General features: G+C 52.2%; 21 protein-coding genes. 8 read left to right on the forward strand and 13 right to left on the reverse strand.

Features of this window, described 5'->3' with window-relative positions; translation table 11 throughout:
* Positions 1 to 5: 5 nt before the first annotated feature.
* From wecB to IEV98_RS05450, 3 genes are read left to right on the forward strand one after another with little or no spacing between them, the layout of a single operon-like run.
* Positions 6 to 1,130 (forward strand): non-hydrolyzing UDP-N-acetylglucosamine 2-epimerase, encoded by a 1,125-nt coding sequence (gene wecB, locus IEV98_RS05440; protein ID WP_188504871.1) that lies wholly within the window; start codon positions 6 to 8, stop codon positions 1,128 to 1,130.
* 3 nt (positions 1,131 to 1,133) lie between these two features.
* The gene (locus IEV98_RS05445; protein WP_188504872.1) at positions 1,134 to 2,333 is read left to right on the forward strand and encodes a glycosyltransferase family 4 protein; all 1,200 of its coding nucleotides are present in this window, start codon (positions 1,134 to 1,136) and stop codon (positions 2,331 to 2,333) included.
* Entirely contained in the window at positions 2,314 to 3,231 is a 918-nt protein-coding gene (locus IEV98_RS05450; RefSeq protein ID WP_188504873.1) for an NAD-dependent epimerase/dehydratase family protein, read from the forward strand. The genes IEV98_RS05445 and IEV98_RS05450 overlap by 20 nt, the downstream gene beginning before the upstream one ends.
* A 7-nt stretch (positions 3,232 to 3,238) precedes the next feature.
* Here the strand turns inward: IEV98_RS05450 and IEV98_RS05455 are convergent, their stop codons facing one another.
* A complete protein-coding gene (locus IEV98_RS05455) occupies positions 3,239 to 4,216 on the reverse strand; it encodes an MraY family glycosyltransferase (protein ID WP_188504874.1) in 978 nt (325 codons plus the stop codon).
* Positions 4,217 to 4,359: 143 nt separating this feature from the next.
* Between IEV98_RS05455 and IEV98_RS05460 the strand changes: the two genes are divergently transcribed.
* The 3 genes from IEV98_RS05460 to IEV98_RS05470 are packed head-to-tail and all read left to right on the forward strand — an operon-like array spanning position 4,360 to position 9,755.
* Entirely contained in the window at positions 4,360 to 6,060 is a 1,701-nt protein-coding gene (locus IEV98_RS05460; protein WP_188504875.1) for a capsule assembly Wzi family protein, read from the forward strand.
* An 11-nt stretch (positions 6,061 to 6,071) separates the two neighbouring features.
* Positions 6,072 to 7,772 carry a capsule assembly Wzi family protein gene (locus tag IEV98_RS05465; RefSeq protein ID WP_229738588.1) on the forward strand — a complete coding sequence of 567 codons (1,701 nt, stop codon included), beginning with the start codon at positions 6,072 to 6,074 and terminating at the stop codon, positions 7,770 to 7,772.
* A 57-nt stretch (positions 7,773 to 7,829) separates the two neighbouring features.
* Positions 7,830 to 9,755 (forward strand): ATP-binding protein, encoded by a 1,926-nt coding sequence (locus IEV98_RS05470; protein ID WP_188504876.1) that lies wholly within the window; start codon positions 7,830 to 7,832, stop codon positions 9,753 to 9,755.
* Here the strand turns inward: IEV98_RS05470 and IEV98_RS05475 are convergent.
* The 4 genes from IEV98_RS05475 to IEV98_RS05490 all read right to left on the reverse strand — a co-directional run bounded on the left by IEV98_RS05475 (position 9,716) and on the right by IEV98_RS05490 (position 16,005).
* On the reverse strand, positions 9,716 to 10,690 hold the full coding sequence (locus tag IEV98_RS05475; protein ID WP_188504877.1) for a c-type cytochrome: 975 nt from the start codon (positions 10,688 to 10,690) through the stop codon (positions 9,716 to 9,718). The two genes, IEV98_RS05470 and IEV98_RS05475, sit on opposite strands and share 40 nt — an antisense overlap.
* A 101-nt stretch (positions 10,691 to 10,791) precedes the next feature.
* Positions 10,792 to 13,428, reverse strand: a complete 2,637-nt coding sequence (locus IEV98_RS05480) for a carboxypeptidase-like regulatory domain-containing protein (RefSeq protein WP_188504878.1) — start codon at positions 13,426 to 13,428, stop codon at positions 10,792 to 10,794.
* Between the two features lie 59 nt (positions 13,429 to 13,487).
* The gene (locus tag IEV98_RS05485) at positions 13,488 to 14,363 is read right to left on the reverse strand and encodes a GLPGLI family protein (RefSeq protein ID WP_188504879.1); all 876 of its coding nucleotides are present in this window, start codon (positions 14,361 to 14,363) and stop codon (positions 13,488 to 13,490) included.
* Positions 14,364 to 14,442: 79 nt separating this feature from the next.
* Positions 14,443 to 16,005 (reverse strand): CotH kinase family protein, encoded by a 1,563-nt coding sequence (locus IEV98_RS05490; protein WP_188504880.1) that lies wholly within the window; start codon positions 16,003 to 16,005, stop codon positions 14,443 to 14,445.
* A 216-nt stretch (positions 16,006 to 16,221) separates the two neighbouring features.
* On the opposite strand from IEV98_RS05490, the gene fabF reads away from it, so the two are divergent.
* Positions 16,222 to 17,460, forward strand: coding sequence for a beta-ketoacyl-ACP synthase II (gene fabF / locus IEV98_RS05495; RefSeq protein ID WP_188504881.1), 1,239 nt, complete (start codon positions 16,222 to 16,224; stop codon positions 17,458 to 17,460).
* A gap of 5 nt (positions 17,461 to 17,465) precedes the next feature.
* Here fabF and IEV98_RS05500 read toward each other — a convergent pair whose 3' ends face one another.
* Both IEV98_RS05500 and IEV98_RS05505 read right to left on the reverse strand, forming a co-directional pair.
* Positions 17,466 to 18,830 (reverse strand): DNA recombination protein RmuC, encoded by a 1,365-nt coding sequence (locus IEV98_RS05500; protein ID WP_188504882.1) that lies wholly within the window; start codon positions 18,828 to 18,830, stop codon positions 17,466 to 17,468.
* A gap of 12 nt (positions 18,831 to 18,842) precedes the next feature.
* Complete coding sequence (locus tag IEV98_RS05505) at positions 18,843 to 20,123, reverse strand: PQQ-dependent sugar dehydrogenase (protein ID WP_188504883.1); 1,281 nt, start codon at positions 20,121 to 20,123, stop codon at positions 18,843 to 18,845.
* A 111-nt stretch (positions 20,124 to 20,234) separates the two neighbouring features.
* Here IEV98_RS05505 and IEV98_RS05510 point away from each other — a divergent pair, with 111 nt between their 5' ends.
* Positions 20,235 to 21,005, forward strand: a complete 771-nt coding sequence (locus tag IEV98_RS05510) for an NIPSNAP family protein (RefSeq protein ID WP_188504884.1) — start codon at positions 20,235 to 20,237, stop codon at positions 21,003 to 21,005.
* A 7-nt stretch (positions 21,006 to 21,012) separates the two neighbouring features.
* On the opposite strand, the gene IEV98_RS05515 is transcribed toward IEV98_RS05510, so the two are convergent.
* From IEV98_RS05515 to IEV98_RS05540, 6 genes are all read right to left on the reverse strand, one after another.
* Positions 21,013 to 21,897, reverse strand: coding sequence for an N-acetylmuramoyl-L-alanine amidase (locus IEV98_RS05515; RefSeq protein WP_229738589.1), 885 nt, complete (start codon positions 21,895 to 21,897; stop codon positions 21,013 to 21,015).
* Positions 21,898 to 21,899: 2 nt separating this feature from the next.
* Complete coding sequence (locus IEV98_RS05520) at positions 21,900 to 22,889, reverse strand: DUF3078 domain-containing protein (RefSeq protein WP_188504885.1); 990 nt, start codon at positions 22,887 to 22,889, stop codon at positions 21,900 to 21,902.
* Between the two features lie 70 nt (positions 22,890 to 22,959).
* Positions 22,960 to 23,667 (reverse strand): peptidase associated/transthyretin-like domain-containing protein, encoded by a 708-nt coding sequence (locus IEV98_RS05525; RefSeq protein ID WP_188504886.1) that lies wholly within the window; start codon positions 23,665 to 23,667, stop codon positions 22,960 to 22,962.
* 109 nt (positions 23,668 to 23,776) lie between these two features.
* Positions 23,777 to 24,637 (reverse strand): glucosaminidase domain-containing protein, encoded by an 861-nt coding sequence (locus tag IEV98_RS05530; RefSeq protein ID WP_188504887.1) that lies wholly within the window; start codon positions 24,635 to 24,637, stop codon positions 23,777 to 23,779.
* Positions 24,637 to 25,323: a glucosaminidase domain and LysM peptidoglycan-binding domain-containing protein gene (locus IEV98_RS05535; RefSeq protein ID WP_229738590.1), complete on the reverse strand. Its 687-nt coding sequence runs from the start codon at positions 25,321 to 25,323 to the stop codon at positions 24,637 to 24,639. Before IEV98_RS05535 ends, IEV98_RS05530 begins: the two co-directional genes overlap by 1 nt.
* A gap of 20 nt (positions 25,324 to 25,343) precedes the next feature.
* On the reverse strand, positions 25,344 to 25,979 hold the full coding sequence (locus IEV98_RS05540) for an O-methyltransferase (RefSeq protein WP_188504888.1): 636 nt from the start codon (positions 25,977 to 25,979) through the stop codon (positions 25,344 to 25,346).
* Positions 25,980 to 26,106 lie beyond the last annotated feature (127 nt).

Below are 26,106 nucleotides of genomic sequence, written 5' to 3' on the forward strand. Positions count from 1 at the left end.
TCGCTGTGAAAATAACAATCATCGCTGGGGCTCGGCCCAATTTTATGAAGATCGCCCCCATCATTGAGGCAATTAAAAAGAAGCAATCTGAAGGCGTCGACATTCAATATCGACTGATTCATACGGGTCAACACTATGATAAAAAAATGTCTGGTGATTTTTTTGAACAGTTGGGCATACCCGAGCCTGATGCAAATTTAGAGGCAGGAGGTGGGACACAAGCGGAGCAGACCGCTGCTATTATGATACGGTTTGAGAGGGATTTGCTAGAAAACCCAACAGACTTGGTATTAGTCGTGGGCGATGTTACATCAACAATGGCCTGTGCTATCACAGCTCAAAAACTACAGGTGAAGGTTGCGCACGTTGAGGCCGGTATTCGGTCGGGCGATTGGACGATGCCTGAAGAGATCAATAGACTAGTGACCGATAGCATAACGAATTACTTTTTTACCACTTCGGAGAAAGCGAACGAGAATCTTCGTAAAAACGACATTGAAGAAGGTCGGATATTTTTTGTGGGCAATACCATGATCGATACCCTCCTAAAACACCGGTCGAACTTTAGGAAGCCAAGGGTTTGGGACGAGCTGAGGCTAAGTGAGAGAGCGTATATTGTTATGACTTTGCATAGGCCCGCTAATGTCGATGAAGAAGGCAAATTAAGGGTACTAATGGATGAAATCATCCAGCATTCACAAGGCATGCCATTAGTTTTTCCAGTACACCCACGTACAGCCAAAATCTTACAAAAGTTGGGCGTTTCTCACCCACGTCTCCATATGATAGAGCCTTTAAGCTATTTGGAGTTCAACTATTTAGTAGAGAGAGCAAAAGCTGTAGTGACGGATTCCGGCGGAATAACCGAAGAAGCTTCGGTGATGCGTATTCCATGCATGACGTTACGAGATAACACAGAACGGCCTGAAACCACGACAATGGGAACAAACGAACTGATAGGGACTAGACCAAAGGCTATACGCCCTGCAATGGAACGTTTATTTGCCGGTAAATGGAAACAAGGGGGAGATATCCCGCTGTGGGATGGAAGAGCAGCGGAACGTATTGTGTCTAGACTTTTAATTGAATTTCAGAATACTGAAGCCTCTGCAGCAACTGCGGCGGTATAAACAATGAAAATTTTATATTTCTACCAATATTTTTCAACCCCAAAAGGGGCTTGGGGAACGCGCGTTTACGAATTTGCAAAAGAATGGGTGGCTGCGGGACATGAGGTGACCGTGGTAACGACTATTTATAGTAAGTCTGACCTCAAGGCTTCAAAAATAATAGAGGACCAGTATTTTGAAGGAATTCATGTTAAAGTGATAAACTTGAAGATTGACAATAAACAAACATTTGTAAAACGAATATGGTCTTTTATAGCTTATAGTATTTTATCTTCTTATTATGCGCTGGCACTGAAAGCTGATGTTGTGGTAGCATCTTCTGGACCTATAACCGTTGGGCTGCCAGGATTGATGTCAAAATACTTGAAAAGGAGGAAATTGGTGTTTGAGACAAGGGATCTGTGGCCCGAGGGGGCCATTGAATTGGGAATCATCACAAATCCTTTAATAAAGAAGTTAGCTTATTGGTTCGAAAAGCGCTGCTATGAGGCGTCCTCATTTATCGTTACCTTATCACCGGGCATGACTCGTAATATCCAAAAGCGATTTGATATCACTTACATTGATGATGTTACAAACGCGGCCAACATTCCGTTGTTTTCCACGCCAGTTGCTTTCAATGGGAATGGACTCGTTTCTAAGGCATACGCCGTATATACTGGGAATATTGGATTAGTGAATAACTCGCATTGGCTATACAACGCCGCAAAAGTATTACAGGAAAAAGGCCGAGACGACATCAAAATTGTTTTAATTGGTGAAGGGCAACAGCGGGAGGAGCTGGAGGAGCTTGCGGAAAAAGAGGGGGTAACAAACTTTGTTCGATTGGGATTGATGCCAAAGCATGAGCTGGTGGGGTTTGTTCAAAATGCGTTGGTTTCTTTAGTGCCCCTAATGGGTACACCTGTACTGGATACGTCATCTCCTAATAAGTTTTTTGAATCGCTGGCTGCTGGTGTACCGGTGGTACAAAACACGAAAGGCTGGATGCAAGACTTTCTTAATGAGCATAAAGTAGGGTTTACCTTGGACCCCAATGATGAGAATGAACTTGCGAACAAACTAATCTGGATTAAGGATCATCCGTTAGAGTTAGCCGCGATGGGCGATAGGGCATTGGAAGTTGCACAGAGGTATTTTGATAAAGACTATCTTGCAACAAAAATGTTGAACATATTAAATCATGTGCACCAAAATAACTAATGTTTTTTTGACGGGGGCAACGGGCTTTCTCGGTGGTGTCCTAAAGCAGGAGTTAAACGCGTTGAATCATGCGGTCTTTTACGGCAGCGGCAACCAGCAGTCACGCATTGACATTTCACAACCTTTTCGGCTTGAGCTAGACCAACCCATTAATATCGTCATTCATGCGGCAGGGAAAGTACATTCCGTGCCTAAAACCGAGGATGAGAGGCAAGCTTTTTATGACACCAACTTAGAGGGCACCAAAAACCTTTGTATTGCACTAGAGGGGTTGCAGACTATACCTAAGAGCTTTATCTTTATCAGCAGCGTGGCTGTTTATGGAGCAGATGAGGGTGCTGGAATATCGGAAAGCCACCCGCTTAATGGAGGTACGCCTTATGCAGACAGTAAAATCCTGGCGGAGTATTGGCTTCAACAATGGGCAGAAGATAATAAGATAACATTGGGGATCTTACGTTTACCCTTGATTGCTGGACCTAATCCACCGGGTAATCTCGGTGCAATGATCAGAGGGATAAAATCAGGAAAATACTTAAGTATTGGCAAAGCTGATGCCAGGAAAAGTATGGTTTGGATTAAAGATGTTGCCGAAATCATCCCAGTTCTTGCTGAGAAAGGTGGAATATTCAACCTAACGGACGGATACCATCCAACATTTGGAGAACTTGAAGAAAATATTTCTTTGACATTGGGTAAAACTAGACCTATTAGCGTTCCGTATTGGGTGGCTAATGGACTGGCGCTTGCGGGAGATATCATTGGAAGTCGTTCCCCGTTTAATTCAAATAAGCTTCGAAAAATCACTTCTACATTAACATTCGATGATCGAAAAGCAAGGGAAGAGTTGGGGTGGACTCCGACCCGTGTAATAGAAAAGATGAGGGAAATAGTATAATAATGATTTAGGTGTTTTTAGAATGCAATATTGTTTTAATTGGTCGCAAAATGTAGTGCCGAATACCAATATGGAGTGCTGCCATTAAAAACAGGACACAAAGGACTACACGGATCTGCGTTCCAGAAGATTCGGCTGTGGTAGCAAGTGTGAGTAAACCTATTCCCACTTGCAATACACCATAGCAAGCGGCAATCACCAATCGATTGCCTTTACCCTCATTTGCCAAGTATTGATACAAATGCGACCGATGCGCCTTAAAGATGTTCTCCCTCCGAAAAAGTCGGTGGATAATAGTCAACACCGTATCTACGCCGTATACAGCAAAAAATAAGACATAGATTGGGTTGCCTGTGGAAAGGATAAGGCTCAACGTAGCAAATATCAAAATAAAACTTATCCCTACGCTACCCACATCGCCTGCAAAGCACTTAGCACGCTGGCGGAAGTTGAAAAAGGCAAATACGCCATTAGCGAGGGTTGTGCAGTATAACAAACGATCGTCTATAAAATGGATTTCCCGATTGGCTAGCCAAAGTTGCAAAAGCACGGCAAAGCTATACATCGCGGTGATGCCATTTATACCATCCATGAAATTGTAAGCATTGATCGTGCCGATAATTAAGACCAGAGCGATAGGGACGATGTACCAATTGAGCGTAAAAAGCTGAACCTCGACCAATAGCAATAAAACAGCGAGCAGGTGGACGCCGATGCGGATGCGATTAGACAGCGTGAGGATATCATCGAGAAAGCTGATGAGGGTGATAAGGGTAAGGCCTGCAAAAAAATACGGGTGGGCTGCACCGCTCCAGATAAACCACACCGCCGCACCGAGGTAAAAAACGATGCCTCCGCCTCTTATGGTTATAACGGTATGGCTACTCCGTTCGTTTGGTTTGTCGATAATGTTGTAGCGCGCTGCAACGCGAAAATACGCCAGCATCGCCAAAAATAATAGGATAGTGATAACCCCGTAAATCATTCGGCAAAGATAAACTTTTTGTCAGTTTGCACTTTGCATTTTTGTTCTTTGCCTTTTAGCAAGTTGTAATATCAAGCTTTCGCTTGTTGCAAAACCTGATAATGGAATATTTTTTGCTTCTTTGTAGGCACATTATCGATTATATGCATATCCGATATTTACTCTATAGCCTATGCTTGATTGCGGTCTTGCAAGAAAACGTATTGGGCCAAACGTTACCGGTAGGCACTCCCGTGCTGGAAGATTACTATCGGAGGCTGCAACTACTGGGCAAGGTGGATTCTTCCCTATCCTTCAGTGTTCGGCCACTTTCGGCCGAGGCGTTGGGCCAAACCAACGTCTTTAACCCAGATGGCATGTGGGGAATCGACAGTAACCTGTATACGCGGCCTGACGGAACGGGATATATTCAGGCGTTACCGATCGGATTGGATTATAAGCTGAACGGTAGCTACCCCTATGGTTGGAATGATGGTGCTATGGTGCCGACTGGCGGGGGGCAGGTGCGGATTTATGGTGGCATACTGGCAAAATACCGGTTTTTGACCTTGCAGCTACAGCCGGAACTGATCTACGCCACGAACAATAAATATAAAGGGATGGCGAATTCTCCCGGTTATGGATTGGAATGGTATAGGGCGGTAGGCAATGTAATCGATATGCCGGAGTATTTCGGAAAAACCGTGTATACCCGGGCGCTGCTGGGGCAATCGAGCTTGAAGGCGACCTTTGGCTCGGTGAGCTTCGGCTTTTCGACGGAAAATCTGTATTGGGGGCCGGGTATGCGAAATTCGCTGTTGATGAGTAATAATGCGCCGGGATTCCCGCATTTTACCGTGCATACGAGCAAACCGGTGCGTACACCCATCGGTTCGTTTGAAGGGCAGCTGGTAGGTGGAACATTACGCGCTTCGGGATTCCCGACGTCCTTGACCCCGGAAAGTTTGCACGATGAGCTATATGCCGTAGAGAAGCCGGACGTGAATCGGTATTTTTCTGGGTTTGTAGCGAGCTACCAGCCGAAGTGGATACCGGGATTGTCACTGGGTATCATCCGCTCCTTTGTGGTGAATGACAACGATATGAAAGGCTTCGGCGATTACTTGCCGTTTTTTAAGCCATCGGTGAAAGAAACGACGTACCTCGATGGGGCGGGTGTGGAGCGAACCAGTACGGAAGTACGCGATCGCTATGGCTCGGTGTTTTTCCGATGGGTAATGCCAAAAGGCCAACTCGAAGTGTATGGGGAATATGGGCGGAATGTGAAAGCGGAGAATGGCCGCGACTGGATGGTGCAGCCATCTTACTCGCGGGGGTACGTACTCGGTTTCCGTAAGTTGGTGCCGCTGGGCTTCTCACCGGGGGACTACTTGCAACTGGGTGCGGAAGCCACAGAATTGTCGATGAACAATACGTACTTTGTAAATCGGGTGAACCGAGCGTACCCGACGTGGTATACGCACCATGTAGTGCGCGATGGCTATACGCATCGAGGCCAGGTGCTGGGAGCGGGTATAGGACCGGGAAGTAATATGCAGACGGTGAGCATAGCATGGGTACGTGGAATTAAACAGATCGGGTTTGAGCTGGAGCGCTTGATGCATAACGAGGACTTCTTTTACATGTACGTGGCAGACATCCGCCGATCGTGGGCGGACTTTGGGTGGTCGCTCTATGGGGAATGGGATTTCGACCGCTTTCTGGGGTATGCACGAATACAGAAGGTACACAGCTACAACTACCGGCACGAATTCTTGATGCCGGAAGGGAATAGCTTTTGGAACTTTGAACCGCAGGATAGGAATAACTTCTTGATGCGGTTGGGTGTGGCTTATCGGTTTTAATCAGGGTGTCTATGATGCGTTTTACAATGATAAAAAAATACCTGCTCGCCATCAGTACAGGCCTCATTGCAACGATAGGTTCGGCAGTACTGCATGCGCAGACAGTTCCTGTGGGGCTGCCTGTTTTGGAAGACTACTACCGGCAGCAGCAGCTGTTGGGTAACGTGGACTCCGCAATTTCGTTTACCATTCGCCCGATTACCGCCCAGGCCTTAGACCGGAGCAGATACCTACACTATCCGGATAGCAGCCGCACCGATGTGGTGTGGGAAAGCGCCGATGGCCATGGGCATTTGCAAGTATTGCCGGTGGTATGGCAAAATCAATTGAACACGGCCTATCCCTATGGGTGGAATGACGGGCCGATGATTCCTGCAAGGGGCGTACAGACGTACTTGAGTGCAGGTTTTTTTGCCAAGTACCGGTGGCTAAGTGTGCAGTTCCGACCGGAACTGGTGGCGTCGCAGAACCGGATATATGAGGGGTACGGGGGAGCGGCAGGTCCTGACAGCGATTGGTATTGGTATGGAAACCGGATTGACCTGCCTGAGCTATTTGGGGACGGTGGATATACGAAAGCATTTTTGGGGCAAAGTAGTATTCGGTTGACACTCGATCCGGTTTCACTGGGTTTCTCCACCGAAAACCTGTGGTGGGGCCCGGGGCTGCGTAACTCGATATTGATGAGCAATACGGCACCGGGATTTAACCATGTAACGCTGAATACCTCCAAACCCATCAAGACCTATATCGGCTCCTTTGAAGCGCAGCTTGTGGGCGGGCATCTGGAAAAGTCGGGTTATCCGTCATCATTGCTGGGTGATACCAGTGCACATCAACAATACGCGAGGGTAAAGCCTGAGGGTTGGCGGTATTTTTCGGGAATTACGCTCAACTACCAACCCAAATGGGTTCCGGGCTTGTTCTTGGGCTTCATCCGCACATATAATACAAACCAGAAAGACATGGGGCGTGGATTAAGGTACTATGCACCATTTTTGGAAGCCTTTAGTAAAAATAAGATCGCGGTGGATAGTAGCTCCGACGATGGCATACCCCGCGATCAAATGCTTTCGTTCCATTTCCGTTATATGGTGCCCAAAGCGAACGTGGAGTTTTACGGGGAGTATGCCAAAAACGATCACAACTGGGATAGTAGGGATGGGATGATTCAACTTGACCATACGCGTGCGTATACCGTTGGGCTTCGCAAGTTGGTTCCGTTACACAACCGTTTCGGCGGGTATCTGCAATTGGCTGGGGAGGTTACACAGATCGCCGTATCGAATACCCGAGGGGTAAGGTCAGCAGCTTCTTGGTATATCCACCATCAAGTCAGCGACGGCTATACCCATCGCGGGCAGATGCTGGGCGCGGGCATCGGCCCGGGGGGTAACAACCAGACCGTACAGCTCAGTTGGATTAGCGAGCTAAAGCAATTGGGCTTAATGATTGAACGGTACGTGCATAATGAAGATTTTGCTGTACATACCATCAAAGATCGCCGCCGCAACTGGGTGGACGCGAGCGTGGCCGCCTATGGCTCCTGGGATTACAAACAGTTCATCTTCAACGCGCATTTGCAATACATCCACGCCTACAATTACCAATATAACTTCCAACCGGCGGAAGATAAGAATGATTATTGGGGCTTTGACCCGCAGGATAAGAATAACCTGCACCTGAAGCTGGGGGTGATGTATCGGTTTTAGTTCGCCAATACGCGCGCGGTTTTATTGAAGGCTTTCCTTACCTTTGATACCACAGCTATGAAACGCCTTGTTCGAAAACTGGCGTGCATCGTGCCTATGATGCTTATCTTGAGTAGTTCCCTAGTGGGCCAGATTAAGGACATCACGGCACTGAGAGCACGTATACCTACCCTGCGCGACAGTACCGAGCGGGTGGCGCTCTATGCGCGCCTGGGTATGTTGTATACCAACCGCTCACTGGACTCGTGCTACTATTTCGGCGCGCGGGCGTTGGATCTGGCCAAGCGCATCAAAGACAGACCGGGCGAGGCGGAAGCCATGAATGTGCTGGCATTTTACTACAACGAGAAGGACAATCCGTACCTGGCTTATAAATACGTCAATGAGTCGCTCGTGGCCTTCAAGCGGCTGGGTAACAAACCGAAAGTCTGCGAACTGACGATGAACGTGGGGGTACTGCTGAGCTACGAGGGTAAAATGGACCAGGCAATGGCGCAGTATCAGCGGGCGTATGCGCTCAGCCAGCACTTGGTGCAGGACTCCATCAAACCATTGGTGATGCTCAACCTGGCATTGGCACAGTCATTCACTCCGGGTGCGCCCGATGTGTTGCCCTTGGTGGATGAAGCCGAGCAGCTGGCGGAAAAGCAGGGCAATGAACGGTTTGTGGTGATTGCTAGGTTGACACGCAACGGTGCCCGTTTCCGGAATGGGGTACCGGCTGATGAGGTGATCGCTGATCAGCATGCACTCATTGCGACAACGAAGGAATTGGGCTATGAGTATTTTACCGCACTGGCTTACATGGAGCTGGCGAATATGTACCTGCCACTGCATACCGACAGCGCGCTCCGTTATTTCGACAGGGCCATTGGGCTGGCGGAAAAAACGGGCTACGAAGGACTCCATTTCCAAACGATGGCCCAGGCGTATGAGACGTTGGCCCGCATACAGCCGATGCCTGCACAAGCGAACGTGTACGGCCGCAGGCTGCTGGAGCGCTCGCGGGAGAAATCGCTGGAAAATCAAAAGACGGGCATGGATTTCCTGCAGCTGGCCCTCAACGAACAGGAGGTCGCAGCGGCACAGGCCAAACTACGGCTACGGCGTATGCTTGGCGTGCTATGGGGCGTCATCGGCCTACTGGCCATTATCTTTTCGCTGCTCTTTTTTGGCATGTATCGGAAAAAACGCAGACTCGCCAGGATTTTGAAGGACAGCAATGATCGCTTGGCGGCGCAAAACAACCGGCTCGAAGATAACGATGCATTCCATCAGCAATTGATTTCCATCATGTCGCACGATCTGCGGCAACCGCTATCGGCGATGTTGATGCTGGGTGAAGGTGGAATGGTGGAGCAAATGAGCGATGAGCAGCGGCAGTATGTATTTGACCAGATTAGCCAGAATGCCCGGACGAGCCTGCAGGCGATGGATGGCCTGGTGCATTGGATGAAATTGAACACCATCGGATTGGCTTATACGCCCGCCGTGGTGAGCCTGAAGGAAAATATGCGTGATGCCTTGCGGTATAACGGTGCGTTGGCCGCTCAGAAGGGCATCGCCGTCATGGATTTCATTCCGGAATCCATCGACCTGCTTGCGCAAAGTGAAATGCTGCTTTTTGTGAACCGCAACATCCTCGGCAATGCGCTGCGGTATACGCCGGAGGGGGGAAAGATTGTGTTGACCGCCAAACGGGACGGCGATGGCAACCGGGTTATCGTGTGCATCGCCGACTCGGGTAAGGGCATTCCAGAACAGCTGCTTCCCTACGTGTTTGCCAAGGAACGGCCGGAAACGGTTAGTGCCGGATCGGGCTTGGCACTCATTGTGTGCCATGAGATGATCACGAAAATGAATGGCCGCATCTGGGCGATCAACAATCCGGAGGGGGGTGCATGTTTTTACTACAGCCTGCCAATCGCGGGGCCCGTCTCGACCTACCTGGCCGAAACAAACCGCTCAACCGGATTGTCGTAAGGCGCCAACGTGCGCAGGTAATCGTAGATGGCCCCTAAGTCGCTTTCGGTCATCCCGCTATACATGTACCACGGCATGAGCGTCTGCATTTCCCCGGGCTTGACCTGGGGTAAGACGAAAGCGGAGTCGGTATATTGCTTGAACCGCTGTACAAAGGCTTCTTTAGTGAAATGCTGCAGACCCGTTTCGTGCGGGGTGAGGTTGGGCGCCCGGAGGATGCTGCCGTCGGGAAATTTAAATTCGCGGCCACCCCCGCCTACCGGGCCAACAAATGCGCCTTTTTCAAATTGGGTGTGGCAATCGGCGCAGCCGGCTGCCGTAAACAGGTACCCGCCATACGCCACATGGTCACTCTCGGCGGGCTTGGGGGCCATTTCGGCGTTTTTGGGCATCGTGCGCATGATGATATTCATCGGGAAGTCGGCGGTTGACTTCGGGTGCGCGCTTTCCACCGGTTGGAGGGTGCGCAGGAAAGCGATAACGGCTTCGATATCCTGTGGATCGAGCTTGCCATAGCCATGGTAGGGCATTACCGGAAAAATGGGGTCGCCATCGCGTTTGACGCCTGTCGTAATGAGGCGGAACAGCTCGCCGTCGGTCCAATCGCCGACACCGTGGGGCGTAATGTTGGGCGAAATGAAGCGCCCGGGGAATCCCATGGAGGCATCAAACACATCACCCCCGACAAACTCGGTGCCGGGTGTGGGTGGCGCGGAAAAGACCGAAAAATCGCGTTGGGAATGACAATCGGCACATACCATCACGTGGTAGGCGAGGTAGCGGCCGCGTGCCACCTGCTCGGGCGTGGATTCCACAACCAACGGGGGTGCATCATCGACATTGGGCAGGCCAAGGAAGGCATAGCTTAACGCGAGTGTAATCATCACCACCAATGCGATGGCGGCATACAGGAAAAATTTTGCTGCTCTTTTCATTTAGGTTGTTAATTTATTCGATATCCCGGTTAGGCTAGTTTCGTGGCTGCAATCCGGTGGTCAAAAGTAACTAAATTTCGGATAACTTCTGTTTTTTTTCGTTACAATTGGAACGTAACCTTCACGACTGCCATGCGCCCGCGAAGCTGGTAATGATTATACCCGAACTGATTGGCAGACAGCGAATAGGTTTCGTACGATGTAACGTTGGCCAGGTTGGTGAGGTTGAGCTCCAGATCGGTACGCCACTTGGCGAGCCTGTAGCGAAGATGGGCGTCGGCGAAGAAGTAGGCGACGGTGGATGGCTGCTGTTGGCTGGTGTATTGGTGCCGCCCATCCACCCGCAAAAACATCCGGTTGAATGGTGAATAGGTGAGGCCTATCGATTGGTCGAATTGCCGGATTTGACGGTTGGCTACCTGGGTGCTGGCCTCGCGCTCCACCAACCGGCTGGTGGTCCAGGTGCCCGATCCGTTGTAGTTGATGCTGACCCGGTTGAAGAGGCGGGCTTCCGCACCGGGACTGACAGTAAACGACCGGTTGTGGAAGGGCAGTGCCTCGCTGTTGAGCAGTTGGTTGAAGCGGCTGGTACTCCAGGAGGCCTTGAGGCTGGCCGTGGCTCCCAGTGCGAAGATAAATTTGCTGATGCCGCCGCTGGCGCTGAAGCTGCTCACATCGTTGGCAAAGGGCAGGAGCACCGTGCGGGCAATGTCGTCCGTGATGACACTGGAAGCAATGGTGTTGGCCGTGGAGCGGCTATAAGTGATCCCCGCATGGATGAAGAGCATGCGGATGGCGCGCTGGTAGTTGTAGCGCAGGCCGAATGTATGGCTATCCCGCTCCTGCAATTGGGCATCGTTGGCTTGGATGCTCCGATAGTTGACCAATACCGCTCCGCGGTAGACGCCGTTGCTATTGCCGAAGTCGTTACCGAAATGGTAAGTGAAAGACAGGTAATCTTCGACGTTGGTCATCACCTTTGCCCGCAGTGAGGGGTTGATCAGGAGGCGGTGCTCCGTTTCGTTGAGTGCGAAGGCTGCATCGCGATAGGCGGTGCGCTGAACAGCCAGTGGGAGTGTCAGTACGGCTTCCAGACGCCGACGCTTGTATTCGTAGACACCATCGGTAAATACTTGATGGCGTTGCCAGTGCAGGTGGTTGTCGTCGCTGCCGCTGTAGGGGTGCTCGGTGCCGTCGAGCTGGGTGAGCCGCAATGCCGACCGGAGCTGCTGCCATTCGTTGGTGATGCCCACGCGGTAGCGCTGCTTGATGAGGCCTGTTGCAAGCCGATAGGAAGCAGATAGGCGGTTGAACCAGGTAGGCGTTTCGGCAAATTGACGGATGCCGGCGAAGGGTTCTCCGTCGTTGAGCACTTCGGCGTTGATGCCGGGGTTGATGGTGAGTGTCTGCGGCTGGTTGTAATGGTTAACGTACCAATGGAGGTTGACGACATCCCCATTTTTGCGTGCAGGGGCATACGTCAGCGTGTTGGAAAAATTGCGGATGCGACTGCCTAAGTGCTGGCGCATGGCGATGTCGTTGCTCACGAGTGTAGACGCACCCGCTTCGCCGGAATAAGTGAGGGTGAGCACATTATTGAAATAATACGTATCAGCGTTGGCCATAGCCGTAAGGTTCGTTTCGGTGAGGAAGGGGTGCCTGCCGATGTCCTGCCGCTCGGTATAGCGGATGGTGTCGCTGCCGAGGTAGCGTTCGCTCAGGCTGCTGTAAGCCAGCGTATTGTAGTCTAGCAGCCCATTGCTATTGAATTTGAGCTGGAGGCCGTTTTTGAGGTTGATGAGGTTGTTGGCGTTGAGCGAGGCGGAGTTGTTGAGGTGGTACCGCTGTTTGGGCAATGGCGGATTGCCTGCCGTGCCGGATGAGAGCAATGCCTGCGGCAGGGAATGACCTGCTCCGGAAAGCCGATCAGCCGAGCCGAAGGCGTTGAAATCTGCGGCAAGGTCATCCCCAACGTTATTTCCTTTCAGCACATTCAGCAGCTTGTACTTTTTGTTGAAGAGGATGGTGTTGAGCTCGCCGTCGTATTGACGGGGTAGGCCAGCACCAAGCTTGGCCTGCCCGGTGAGTTTGAGCTTGGCGTCGTCTTTGATAACGAGGTTGACGGCCACTTGGTCGCTGAAGGTTTTATTTTTGAGTACCTTCAGGGGTTGGTGGTTTTGGAGCACTTCCAGTTTCTGCACCATGGCGTGGGGAATGGTTTTCGTGCCGATGCGGTATTGATCGTTGAGCAGGTCGTCGCCATCGATGTAGAAGTGGGAGATGTTTTGGCCGTTGTATTTGATCTGGCCGCTTTCGCTCACCTCCATGCCCGGCATGCGGCGCAGCACGTCGCCGATGCTGCGGTCTTCGACCCTGGCAAAGGAGCCGACATCATAGCTAAGTGTATCACCCCGGGAATCGATGCGGGGGCGGCTTTTGACTGCCACCTCCGAGAGGTCGATGGCCTTTTCGACCAGCGTGAGGTCATAGCGGGCCCTTCCGGCTGTGAGTGGGAGGTCTACGTTGGCATAGCCCAGGTGGTTGACGTGCAGCCGGAGGCTATCCGGTACGGGTGTCGATGGTAGGATGATGCGGAAATGTCCTGCCGAATCGCTGGCCCTGAACGCCACGATACGTCCGTGCATGTTGCGCACCGTGACGCTGGCATGTGCTACGGGACGGCCATCGGTGGTCTTCAGTAAACCGAGGATGGTAGCACTTTGCGCGTAAGCATCCATGGCCCACAGGCAAATAACCAGCGGCCACAGACCAGTGATCACCGACTTCGAGTATGCGGTCACTGTTCCAGCTCCAAGGGATTGTTCGTAACGGATGACGTTTGTGAATCGTCTTTATTGATGTTGATGCTCTTGATGCGGGAAGGGTCCATAATGGGGTCGCCATTGATGGTTGAGCCGCTCCCTGGGCGCTGTGCGCCCGATTGTGCCCGTGCATTCATGAATGCCTGGGGATTTTTCTGGAAGGCCGCGGTAAGCTTATCCAGTTCTTTCCGTGTGGTGACGATCGCATTTTCGGGCGCGGCAACCGAGGCATCACCTTCCGCCAGCGTTTCGAAGCCTGCGTAGTGGAAAGCCACCTCACTGCGGCTGTCCGTGGCTTCGAGGACGAGCCCGGGGAGCCCCAGCAGTTTCCACGGCCCCGCTTGGAAGGGTACATCGGTGGTAAACCATACGGTATAATCGCGGCCTTTGAAGCGACCGGTCGCTTGTTGGGCGGTATAGCCACCGATGGTTTTGGTTTCATCGGTGAGCTGCCAGTCGATAGCCGGGTAATCATCATCGACAAGGTATTGATCGCCGGCGAGGCCGCTCAATTGCTTGAGTACCTGCTCGGCTGGCCGCGCATAATATGACTCGCGCGTGGTGCGACCGCTGCCGGTGATGGTGAGATTGCCATCGAAGGCGGGATTTTCCATTTGCTTCTTGATCTGTTGGTTGACCCGCTCGTTGGCATATGTACCATAAAGCGATGCCTGTTGCCCGATGTACAGCACCATTTCCTCCTTGTGGGGCTTATCGGGCTGAAGGGTATCATTGATGTGCATGAATTCATAAATCACCCTGGCCAGTGCGGGCTCGGCTTGTTGGGCATGTGCCGATAGGGCTAGCAAGCTGCTGACGCTTAACGCGATGCTCAAAATGCTCTTTTCCATAATATTCGAATTTTTAATAATTCTACGAAAATATAGTAATGTTACGAAAAAGACGAATTTATTTACGAAAAGTTCGTACCTACCACGCGCTGATCTCCGTATCCATCCAATCGATCCGCGTGCTGAGCCATGTTTTCAGGTAGTCCACTTCGGCTTCGTAACTGCCAAGTGCCACCGGATTGGGCCACACCTGCTCGTTGAGAATGTCCCAGCGTTGGAAGTTGCGTTGCTGGCCGGTTTGGAGGGTTTCGAATGCTGCTTCATCGATTTTATCGAGGATGGTTGGCAAGAGCGTGGGCTTGATCTCTTGCCACCGGGCCTTTACCGCCTGCGTGAATTTCGCATCGTTAAATAGGGCCTTATACCACCGGTTGTCCGTCTTGATCCACCAACCTTTTGGTTGGTCATTGCCGTTGTAGTTGATGTTGCCCATGGCGATGTCATAATCCCACAGCGGACCGATGGCGAGTTTGCCGCCACGCGGCTTGTATAGGTAGATGCCGATGCCGCCACCGCCGGTGTCGTTGTTGCGTACCACTTCACTGATGAGGTAGAAGTCGACGAACGAGGCCACATCGATGAGCGCTTCATACTCGGCAGACCGCTCACCGACCTGCGGGTCGGCGATGATGGATTCTACCTGATTGACGTAATCGGTGATGTATTCGAATTGTTGCGTATTGGGTTCTTCGGGGCTTTTGAACGTAAACGGAAAGTCCATTACTGCGGAACGGAACCAGCGGTCGGCATCCAGCCGCTCGTCGATTTCGAGGAGGTAGCCGCCGGTGATGCGTTCGCTATCGGTATCATCCGCTTCCAGTTCGTCGATGGCTACACGGTCTTCCTCCACGCGAATCTGATCGGTAAGGTGGTATACGCCTTCGTATTGACCGTTGAGGTACACTTCCACAAACCGCGTGCGCGGCGTAAAGCCGTCCATCAGCAAATGACCCATTTCAAAGGTGACGTAATTGCGCAGCAGGGTTTTGTCGGCATAATTGGCCAGCAGCACCCAGTTTTTGGTCGGTTCAAATCCGAGGATAGGCTCTTTTTCCTTGAATTTCATGCGGTAGGGCTTTTTTGGCATGCCCCAGGTGCTGTTGCCACGGCCGCGGATTTCGGTTTCGATGAGCCGGTTTTCCTGCTCATATGCCGTGCCCGGATCGACCCTCAGTGTGGCGTTGAGGTAATCGTCTTTGGAAACAATGGGTTGCTGTTGTTCGGTTTCTATCCAGAATACAGGGATGCCGGCATCGGGGAAAAGTTGGATGCGGTATTCGCTCCGGGTACTGTCGTCATCCATGACTACACAATCGAGCGGGTCGCCCATGCGGAGGGTGATGGTATCGGCAGCGTACAGGCTATCGCCCACCCACAGCTGCTGGTGCTCAGGTATTTTCAACGTAAGCGTATAGTCTTCGATCGCCGGCGAGGCGGAGATCAGACCGCTCACGGTGCCGTCATGGTAGGCGTACAGTGTAATGTTTTGGGGTAGCCCGGGATTGTGAGCGGCTTCGACGATGAACTGGAGCGGCCCCTGGTATCCGCGTTCGACGGTCGGGTCCTTTTTGCAGGAGGTAAATAGGATCAGGATGGACAATGCAAAAAACAAGGGAATAGTGGCTGGTGGTTGTCTTTTCATAATTGGTTTTTTGCAAAAGTAATAAAAATATAGCTGCGGTTATTTACGGACTTCAGCTGTAGTTTCCGTATGCGTGGGGATACACGAGTGAATATTATTATACGGTTCGATATATGATGTTTACCTTTGCGAGCTAAATCCGGATAGCAGCGCGTTTGCGGTGTCGGGTCGGATTGAACGGTTATCAAGAAAAACTAACATTAACATAACGTATTTATGACGAGAGTGGTTATTACCGGAATGGGTGCCGTTACCCCGCTTGGGAACGATGTAAAAACCTTTTGGCAACAGGCCGTAAGCGGTGCCAGCGGCGCCGGATTGATCACCCGCTTCAATGCGGAACAATTCAGGACGCAGATTGCCTGCGAAGTAAAAGGCTTTGCGCCTGAAAAATACCTGGATAGGAATGAGATTAAACGCAGCGACCTATTTACCCAGTTTGCGCTGTTTGCTGCTGCGGAGGCGATGGAAGATGCCGGGTTGGATGTATCCACCATGGATCCGTTCGATATTGGCGTGATTTGGGGCGCTGCCCAAGGTGGGATGCAGACGTTCGAAACCGAAGTAACCAATTATGTGGAGGGAGGCTATGTGCCGCGATTCAGTCCGTTTTTTGTGCCGCGGCTCATCACCAATATGGCATCGGGGCTAATTTCCTTGAAATATGGTTTGCAGGGCATCAACTATACGACCGTATCGGCGTGTGCAACGGCCAATACAGCAATCATGGATGCATTTAATTACATCCGGATGGGTAAGGCCAAAGCGTTCATTACAGGCGGCTCTGAGGCGCCCATCACACCGGCTTCCATCGGTGGTTTCTCGGCGATGAAGGCGATGTCTACCCGCAACGACGACCCTACGCATGCCAGTAGGCCGTTTGATAAAGGCCGCGATGGATTCGTTATGGCGGAAGGGGCGGGTGCGCTGCTTTTGGAGGAATACGAACATGCCAAGAAACGGGGTGCACATATCTATGCGGAAATTGTAGGGGCTTCGATGACCGCTGATGCGTACCACATGACGGCACCGCATCCGGAAGGGCTCGGCGCCTCCAAAGCCATGGAACTGGCGCTGCAGGAAGCACAGCTAAATCCGGCGGAGGTCGATTACATCAACCCGCATGCCACGTCTACACCGATCGGCGATATCGCGGAGCTGAATGCGGTAGGCAAGGTTTTCCGTGATACCGGAAACCTCAGCATCAGCGGCACAAAATCCATGACCGGCCATTTGCTGGGTGCGGCTGCAGCCGTTGAAGCCATCCTGGCCATCAAAGCGATCACGGACGGTGTCGTTCCGCCGACCATCAACATGACCGATCGCGATGAGGCGATTCCGCAAAGTTTCCGTATTGTGGCAGGGGAAGCCCTGGAGCGGAAAGTCGACGTGTCGATGAGCAATGCCTTTGGCTTTGGCGGGCACAATGCGACGGTGGTGTTTAAGCGGGTGTGATGCGATTAGTTCCCGTCATCCAGCAGATCGCCATCGATCTGCTTGTTAGCGCGGGCGCCTAGCTTTTTGAGCTTTTCGACCTTCTTGATAACGTTGCCCGGACCGGTGCCGAGTTTTTTGGTTGCGTCTTCATGTGCACGCACGGCGCGGTTGAGCTGCTCGCCGATTTTGTCCATGTCTTGCAGGAAGCCGACAAATTTGTCGTACAACGCTCCGGCTTCTTTGGCAATTTCCAGTACGTTGCGTGTCTGCCGCTCGTGTTTCCACATGCTGGCGATGGTGCGCAGTGTGGCCAGGAGGGTAGACGGGCTGACGATGACCACTTTGCGGTCCCACGCGTCGCTGAACAGGTCGGCCTTGTAGGTAATGGACATGCTGAATGCCGACTCGATGGGCATGAAGAGCAAGACGAAGTCGGGCGAATTGATCTGATACAGGTCGTGATAGTTTTTGGCCGATAGTCCCTTCACGTGATTTTCTACCGATTGGATGTGTTGCCTGGCAGCAAGTTCGCGCTCCTCATCCGTATCGGCATTCACCCATCGTTCGTAAGCGATTAGTGATACTTTGGCATCGACCACCAGATGCTTCTCATCGGGCAGGTCGATAATGGCATCGGGCTGCAGGCGTTTCCCCTCGTCGTCCAGAAGGGAGGCCTGGAGGCGATACTCCCGGTCCCTGACCAGTCCGGAGCGTTCCAGTACGCGCTCGAGGATGACCTCACCCCAGTTGCCCTGCTTCTTGCTGTCGCCCCGGAGCGCGCGGGTGAGGCTGTTGGCCTCGTCCTTGATGCGCAGGCTTTGTTCCATCAGCTGTTGCACTACCCCTTTCAGTGAATTGCGCTCGGCTGCCTCATGCTGGTAGGTCTTTTCCACTTTTTCCTCAAAGGTTTTGATTTTTTCCTTGAGCGGGTTGAGGATGAGGTCGAGCGATTTGCTGTTGGCTTCGGTGAATTTTTGCGTCTTTTCTTCCAGGATCTGGTTGGCGATGACCTGAAACTCGGTGTTGAACTGCCGTTTGATGGTTTCGATCTCGGCCCTTTGCTCGTCGAGTTTCTCCCGCTGGGACTGATGGTAAGCCCGGAGATTTTCCAGCGATTTATCCGCCTGCGCCAGCTGCTCCCGGCTTGCCTGGAGTTCGGACAGGAGGCGTTGCTGCTCTTCCCGGAGCATGGCGGTGATGCGTTCCTTTTCGGCAAGGAGGCTTTCGCCCTGTTGCTGCGCACGGGCCAATGCAATGGTGAGCGTTTCTTTTTCCTTGCGCAGCTCGGTCAGCTCGCGTGTAACGACTGCCCCCTGCGGCCGTTTCATCAATAAAATAACGGCAACGACGAGGACAATGAGGGCAATGACGACAAGGTAGAGCTCCATGGTACCCCAGCGTTAGTGGCCGTTGGTGTAGACAATCCGGTAAATCGTGCCGTTTACGCTGTCCGAAATGTAGAGCGACCCATCGGGTCCCTGCGCCAAGCCGCATGGACGGTGCTTAGCATCGCTTGGTGCGGGAATGGTGTCTACACCGGCGAATCCATCGGCAAATACCTCCCAATCGCCACTGGGCTCCCCATTTGTGAAGGGCACAAAGGCGACGAGATAACCCTGCTGGTCGGGCGCGCGGTTCCACGACCCATGGAGGGCCACGAAAGCGCCGTTTTTGTACCGGTCGGGAAACATATCGCCGGTGTAAAACAGGAGGGCATTGGGTGCGGTATGGCCCGGGAAAGCCACTACGGGATCAAGCACATCGGCTTCCGTTTCCTTTTTGCCGTCGCCGCCAAATTCCGGATTGATGATGTTTTTGCGCTGATGCTGGTCGTAATAGCTATATGGCCAGCCGGCGTCGGCTCCAGGGCTGAGCCGGTACATCGCTTCAGCAGGCAGATCGATGCCCGCCTCGGCGCCGACCAGGTCGGGATAAAAATCGTGTAGGTTATCGCGGCCGTGCTGCATGACAAACAGCGCCCCGGCCTGTTGGTTCCAGTCGAGGCCCACCACGTTGCGCAGCCCGGTGGCATAGCGCTCGCCGTCACCATAGCTTTGCTTGATGCCATCGGCTCGGAACTGCCAGATGCCGCCCGCTGAATCCAGGATGGGACAAGGCCGTATACCCGGCGAGCCGGGTGCGCGATCCTGCTCCTGGCAAACATTGGAGTAAGCACCGATATTGACATAGATATGGCCGGCGTCATCGAGGGCAATCGACTTGGAATTGTGCTGGCGGCGGTCGATCAGCCCCGTAACAACGGTATCGGGCTTCAATGGGTGGGTTACCCGCCCGTCTTCACCCAATGCATAGCGAAAAACGGCACTGTTGGACGAGGCGTAGAGGAAGCGGTCTTTGATGAAAATCCCGGTGCCGCCGTAGTTGCCAAACCCGGTTTGCGCATCGGCCCGGCCATCCCCATCCGCATCGGACAACATGATGATGCCTTTGCCATCGACGGGCTCCTGCAGCTTAACGAAAACATCGCCCTTGGCGTTGACAACGAGGTGCCGGGCGGTGCCCGTGCTATCCGCTACCTTCAGGGCCCCGAAGCCATCGGGCAACACCAAGCCGGCGTTTTCCGGATCGATAACCAATTGACTGCCGCTTCGCATACAGGATACGAATACAAGGCTGAATGCACATGCTAGAAACCAGTTGTTTTTGAATAGATTTGCCATGTTTTTATTGCCGGATTGTTACGCAATAATAACAAAAATTACCGTTACTTTGTGTTTGTTGATCGCGATTTGTCTTTCGGCTTTGATCTATTATCGCTTAATCTAATATCCATGAGAACTAAAACCCTGTTGCTTTTTGCAGCACTCGCTTTTTCGGTATGCACCGCTTTGGCTGCGGAGCGTGATTTTTATCAATTGAAAATCTATCACCTGAAAACGGCACACCAGGCGGAACGGTTGGATGACTTTTTGGAACACGCCTACCTACCGGCCTTGCACCGGGCTGGCATAAACCACGTGGGGGTGTTCAAGCCGATTGCTGTAACGGACGGTGGATTACTCACCTATATATTGATTCCCTATCCGTCTTACGACCAGTTTGCGGCGTTGGATGACCGTTTACAGGGTGATAAAGTTTATCAGGAGGCCGGTAAGGCGTACCTGCTTGCTAGCCATGATGCGCCACCTTATGACCGGATCGAAACCATTTTGCTGAACGCCTTTGCGGGCAGTCCGCGACTCCAGCTTCCGGACCTGACCTCGCCCCGGTCTGACCGGGTATATGAGCTGAGAAGTTACGAAGGGCCCACGGAAGCCTACTACCACAACAAAGTGCAGATGTTTAACAAGGGCGACGAAATCGGGTTGTTCAAGCGATTGGGATTCAATGCGGTTTTCTACGGTGAAGTGGTGGCGGGAAGTCGGATGCCCAACCTGATGTACCTCACGACGTTCGAAAACAAAAAATCACGCGATGAACACTGGGCTGCGTTTGGTAAAGACGAATACTGGAAGGAACTCTCAGCCATGCCCGAATACCAGAACAATGTATCCAGAAACCAGCAGCTCTTTCTATACCCTACGGAATATTCCGATTATTAGTGAGGTGTTATTCGTGCTGCCGGTATAGGTTATACAATACGCTCAGATCATGATCCGTTAGCGTGGCGCTGCTATCGTTTTGGATATAGTGCAGCTTGAAGGCTTTGATGGCTGCTTCGGGATTGCGGGTGTCGTAGCCGATGATGCGCAACGCATCCAGGGGATTGAAGTGTTCGGGTGGCGTTGTCAGCAATTCGTCCGGCCACAAGCCGAATCCCCGCTCGGCTAATCGTTTCCAGGGGAAGAGTGCGCTGGGATCGACTTTCCGACCGGGTGCGATATCCGAATGGGCGATGAAGTTAGCTGCCGGGATGTTGTACTTCCGCTTGAGGGTATCCAAGAGATTCAGCAGGCTGTAGAGCTGTGGCTCGGAAAAAGGTTCGCTCCCGTTATTATCGAGCTCGATGCCCAATGATATGGAGTTGAGGTCGGTTACACTGCCCCACTTGCCTGCTCCGGCATGCCATCCGCGCACGTAGTCGTTAAGCATTTGGTAGACTTCGCCTTCACGACCGATTACGTAGTGGGCGCTTACCTCCGAATGGGGCACCGTAAAGGTGCGCAGGGTTTGCGCCAGGCTATCCTGGGCGGTGTGGTGGATGATGACGTAATTCGGTTTACGCAGGTTGAAATGAATGGCCCCGGCCCACTGTGCATGGCGCTTTGCATGGCCACCTTCGGATACGACGACAGCTCCCGATGTATCATACGTGGCAACGAGACGCGGCGTGGCATAGGGCAGTGGTTGCCTGATCTGCTCGGTAAGGGCCTTTACCTGCTGTTTGTAAATCTTGTTGGTCTTGGCATAGCGGTTTGTGCTGCATGCGGAGAATAGCAGTGCCGTCAATACGATTATTGCGGCATCTTTTAGCTGCATGCTCCGGATGGCCATGGTTACCTTGGGATTTTATACATTAGCCCCAATGCCAGGGTTTGGCTTGTTTGGATGTTCTCGTGCAGTCGGCTGTCGTACAGTAGGATGCCGCTGAGGGTTACGTTGATGAGACGGGTAACCGACGCGGTGAGCGTGGCGTCCAACCGGTGCGAGGGGTCAGTGATTTCTTCGTAGTTAGCGAAGAGGTTATACCGGCTTTTGAGGTTGAGGTTTTGGGCGATGTTGCGATCCAGAAATGCCGTGACTTGAAAAGCCAGGTCATTGCGGAAGCGCTCACCGGGCTCTATACCAAAGCGCGGCCCTGTAGCTTCAGTAGGTACCAAACGATCATCAAGGATAAAGGTTTGGCGTGCGGTACCGGTACCGAAACGCACGGAAAACGTATTATCGGGCTTGTACTCGATACCGAGCGACTCGGTGAGGTATCCCGGTGCCATAAAGTTGGATATGATGCCCGTAATGCTGTCGCGCCCGTCGGCGTCTTTACCGTAGCTGTTGCCGATATCGAACTGGCTTTCAAACGTGAGCGACGTAAAAAGCGACCAATGATTGGAAACTTTTACAGAGAGTTTATTATCCCAGAATATCCGGTCATTGTTCTTTCGGGGGAGCTGGTCCTTGTTCTTTTGTTTACCGTATTGTAACATCAATTCCGTCACGAAGTTGGTATTGTTGCGCGTATAATCGGATTTGTGGTTGAGCAGCAGGCCTACCGAGATGGAGTTTACCCCACCCCCGGTCCAGTTATCACTGAAAGACGATTGGTTGGCGTTGATGCCGAACGAAGACCAATGCCGCCAATAGATGACCTGGAGATCCAAGGCCGATATGGGCAGGGTGACCGGACGAATGTCGAGTTCAGGCACCGCGACTTTCAGGCTGTTGGAGTCGGGTTTATGCCGCAAATCATCAAGATCGTAGTCCTGGGCATTTGTTGCCAGTGTACCAAGCAGCAGGCATGCAAGCAAAAAGTAAAACGGTTGTCTCATAATTGCTGCTAAATTAACAAATATCGTGCTGTTTTTCATTGTGGATGTTTTTTTCCACGATGAGGGGCTTTTACCTGGGCTCCGCGCTGGGAAATGGCGGAAGCCGGAGGGCGGCGGGGTTTTGCCGATAGCGGACCAATGACGAACGGATATAGAACGCAAGGTTGTAATCATTGGCGCTAAGCACGAAATAATAGGAGGGACGGTACTGCCGCATGAAATCGACCAAGGTTTCTCCCCGGAGGCCCGTAACGCTACTCACCAAATCCGGTGTAAACCGGTAGTCGATAACGGTTTCGCGATAATCGTGCTCGATGATTTCCTGGAGCCGGCGGGAATTTTTGCCTTCCCGGCTGATCAGTTTATACAACGCATCGATGCTCACACCCGCTCCGGTGGGGCCCACCGAAAAGATGGAGCCTGCATCTCCCTTGGAATAAGCCGTGCTGTACGCCCGTTTGTTTTCCAGCAGCCGTTCTTCGGGGCTGCGCCTGGCGACGACAGATACTTCGTCTATCCATCGGGTGGATCGCTCCATGTTGAACAGTACGATCCGCTTTTCGGATACGACCAGCGTATCCGCATGGTACCCTTTTGCCGCAGCGATCAAAATATCACCTGGCGAAGCAGCTATTGTAAATTCTCCGCGGGTATTATTATAACCACCGGCGTCGTTTGCCGTATTGTACACATAAACCTGAGAAATGCGTTGCTTGGTCTGCGTATCGAATACGATACCTTGAATGGGGGTTTGGGCCACTGCGTAGCCGAAACACATACTGAGAAGCAGTCCACAGAAAAAACAGCCGATCGAGTTCACCGTCGTAAAACTACAGCTAAGTTTGCAGTCGGCGAAAAATTTAACATCATTTTGCAATTCCGCTGGGTTATTGTGACACCAGGATCAGTTGGCCGACAAAGAGCGATTCGGTTTTCAGGCCGTTCAAATCCATCACGTCACCGGTAGACATGCCATATTTTCGGGCAATGGCGGCAAGGGTATCGCCCTGTTTCACTTCGTGGATATCGATACGTACGGGCGCTTTGGCTTCAGCAACCTGCAGTTCCTCCGGCTTGTTTTCGACGATTTCCGTTTGGACCACTTCTTCACGCTGGCGCTTTTCGTTTTGGCTTTCCGGCCGGTCGTATTGGTGGAGCTGATAGCGCTCGATGAGGTTGATCAGCAGGTCTGCATAACGTGGGTTGGTGGCATAACCTGCTGCTTTAAGCCCTCTTGCCCACCCGCGGTAGTCGTCTTTATCGAGCTCGAAGAGCGCCGCGTACCGTTTGCGCAGGAGGAACTGGGAATGGTCCTTGAATGATTCTTCGGCGTGCTGATAGACGCGGAAGCAATCGTCGCGGTAGTCGTCATCCTGATAGGCCTTCTTTCCGGCCCACTCGGGTGTGCATTTGATGCCGAAGTGGTTGTTCGCCTCGCGGGCCAGGGTACTGTTGCCATTGCCGGATTCGAGGAGCGCCTGGGCGAGCTTGATGCTGGCAGGGATGCCATAACGATTCATCTCGGCGATAGCGATGGCTTTGTATTGTTCGATGTAGTCGTAGCCGGATGTACTGGTGGCAGGGGTAGGAGGGCGGGTGGTTTCCTTAGCCGGGCGGGCGGCCTCCTTGCCGGGCCGATGAACCGGCGGCGGCCTTTTGCTCACCCGGGGGTTTTGGAGCACTTCATGTTTGGACAAGCAGGAAGCAAACAATAGCAGCGTAAGCAGCGCGTATAATACTCCCTTCATTACAGCGTCAATTGTTGTCCGATACGCAACCGCGAATGGGTAAGCCCGTTTTCGAGTTGTATGGCCTTTACCGTGGTGCCGTATTTCCGGGCGATGTCATACAACGTGTCGCCTTTTTGCACCGTATATATTTCCGCGTCATCAGGCTCGGCGGTGGCGGCAATTGCCGTGCCTGCATCGGGTTGGATATCCAGTTCATGCAGGTTGTATTTGCGGATCATACCGATGACTTTGGATGACCAGGAGGAACTGTGCGCGTATCCCGAGCGGGCGATGCCTTTTACCCATTTTTGGTATTCGTGGGGTTGGTAGAGGTCGAATAGTTTTTCAGTGCTTTCGCGCCGCTTCAGGAAATCGATGAAATCGGCGTAGGATTCCTCCACGGTGTCATAGCCTTTGTAAGCCGATCGGATTTCCTTGCTGTCGTTGGGTCCTTTGATGCCGAAGTGATTGTTGAGGTATCGGGCTACCCGGCTGGTTCCGTTTGCACTCTCGTGCATGGCAATGGCGAGAATGATGCTGGCCGGACATCCGTATTCCTCCATATACTGGATGGCCGCGTCTTTGTAGGTCTCGATGTACGTTTGTGAACTGTTTTCTTGGGCAATGGTGAGGGTGGTCGACATGGCAATAAGCAACATCGTAAGGCATAGGACGATTGGGGTAGTTTTATTGGATACGCTCATACGTCATGGTTTTTAATTCCTTATCGTTTTCGCAACAGGAAAAGTCCGTCGCGAACAGGGAGAATCAGTTTATCTACGCGCTCGTCATGGGCAAGCTGGTTATTCAGTGTGGCAATCTGCTGGGTTTGGGTATCGGCTTCTGCGTTAACCACCTTACCCTTCCACAATACATTGTCTATTAGAATGAGGCTGCCGGTCCGGCTTTTCTCCATGATGAGTTCATAGTAGCGGCCATTGTTCTTTTTATCGGCATCAATAAAAGCGAGATCTATGGGGCCGTCGATGTTGGGGATGATTGCAGCAGCATCACCGATGTGATAATGGATGGCGTGATCCAGGCCCGACTGGGCGAAATAGCCGCGTACCCGATCTTCCAGCTCGGCATTGCTATCTATCGTGTGGATTTCGCCCCCCGGCGCAAGGCCTTCCGCCAAACATAGCGTGGCGTACCCCGTGAAGGTGCCGACTTCCAGGACCTTTTTGGGCGATACCAACTTGCTCAGCAGGGCAAGCAGCCTTCCCTGATAGTGGCCGGACAGCATATGTGGAGCCCGCTCTTTGAGGTAAGTCTCCCTGTTGATGTGCCCCAGCAATGTGGATTCCACATCGGCTGTCTTTTCCAGATAGCTCGTCAATATGTCATCGAACATATCCATTGCGGACAAAAGTACGGAAGATGAGCGAAAGTGCAAAGACCTGTATTTCATCCCGTCATTTTGCGCTTTCGTCCCACTTGGTCAACGGTTTATCCCACGATTTTTAATTTTGTGGGCAGGATAACTG

The sequence above is a fragment of the Parapedobacter pyrenivorans genome (assembly GCF_014636865.1).
Lineage (GTDB): Bacteria > Bacteroidota > Bacteroidia > Sphingobacteriales > Sphingobacteriaceae > Parapedobacter > Parapedobacter pyrenivorans.

Excerpts from the sequence above, each read along its gene's own strand:
- IEV98_RS05445 (WP_188504872.1), top strand. The coding sequence starts at position 1,134 with ATGAAAATTTTATATTTCTACCAATATTTTTCAACCCCAAAAGGGGCT.
- IEV98_RS05450 (WP_188504873.1), top strand. The coding sequence starts at position 2,314 with ATGTGCACCAAAATAACTAATGTTTTTTTGACGGGGGCAACGGGCTTT.
- IEV98_RS05455 (WP_188504874.1), bottom strand. The coding sequence starts at position 4,216 with ATGATTTACGGGGTTATCACTATCCTATTATTTTTGGCGATGCTGGCG.
- IEV98_RS05460 (WP_188504875.1), top strand. The coding sequence starts at position 4,360 with ATGCATATCCGATATTTACTCTATAGCCTATGCTTGATTGCGGTCTTG.
- IEV98_RS05465 (WP_229738588.1), top strand. The coding sequence starts at position 6,072 with ATGATGCGTTTTACAATGATAAAAAAATACCTGCTCGCCATCAGTACA.
- IEV98_RS05470 (WP_188504876.1), top strand. The coding sequence starts at position 7,830 with ATGAAACGCCTTGTTCGAAAACTGGCGTGCATCGTGCCTATGATGCTT.
- IEV98_RS05475 (WP_188504877.1), bottom strand. The coding sequence starts at position 10,690 with ATGAAAAGAGCAGCAAAATTTTTCCTGTATGCCGCCATCGCATTGGTG.
- IEV98_RS05480 (WP_188504878.1), bottom strand. The coding sequence starts at position 13,428 with ATGGATGCTTACGCGCAAAGTGCTACCATCCTCGGTTTACTGAAGACC.
- IEV98_RS05485 (WP_188504879.1), bottom strand. The coding sequence starts at position 14,363 with ATGGAAAAGAGCATTTTGAGCATCGCGTTAAGCGTCAGCAGCTTGCTA.
- IEV98_RS05490 (WP_188504880.1), bottom strand. The coding sequence starts at position 16,005 with ATGAAAAGACAACCACCAGCCACTATTCCCTTGTTTTTTGCATTGTCC.
- fabF (WP_188504881.1), top strand. The coding sequence starts at position 16,222 with ATGACGAGAGTGGTTATTACCGGAATGGGTGCCGTTACCCCGCTTGGG.
- IEV98_RS05500 (WP_188504882.1), bottom strand. The coding sequence starts at position 18,830 with ATGGAGCTCTACCTTGTCGTCATTGCCCTCATTGTCCTCGTCGTTGCC.
- IEV98_RS05505 (WP_188504883.1), bottom strand. The coding sequence starts at position 20,123 with ATGGCAAATCTATTCAAAAACAACTGGTTTCTAGCATGTGCATTCAGC.
- IEV98_RS05510 (WP_188504884.1), top strand. The coding sequence starts at position 20,235 with ATGAGAACTAAAACCCTGTTGCTTTTTGCAGCACTCGCTTTTTCGGTA.
- IEV98_RS05515 (WP_229738589.1), bottom strand. The coding sequence starts at position 21,897 with ATGGCCATCCGGAGCATGCAGCTAAAAGATGCCGCAATAATCGTATTG.
- IEV98_RS05520 (WP_188504885.1), bottom strand. The coding sequence starts at position 22,889 with ATGAGACAACCGTTTTACTTTTTGCTTGCATGCCTGCTGCTTGGTACA.
- IEV98_RS05525 (WP_188504886.1), bottom strand. The coding sequence starts at position 23,667 with ATGTGTTTCGGCTACGCAGTGGCCCAAACCCCCATTCAAGGTATCGTA.
- IEV98_RS05530 (WP_188504887.1), bottom strand. The coding sequence starts at position 24,637 with ATGAAGGGAGTATTATACGCGCTGCTTACGCTGCTATTGTTTGCTTCC.
- IEV98_RS05535 (WP_229738590.1), bottom strand. The coding sequence starts at position 25,323 with ATGAGCGTATCCAATAAAACTACCCCAATCGTCCTATGCCTTACGATG.
- IEV98_RS05540 (WP_188504888.1), bottom strand. The coding sequence starts at position 25,979 with ATGGATATGTTCGATGACATATTGACGAGCTATCTGGAAAAGACAGCC.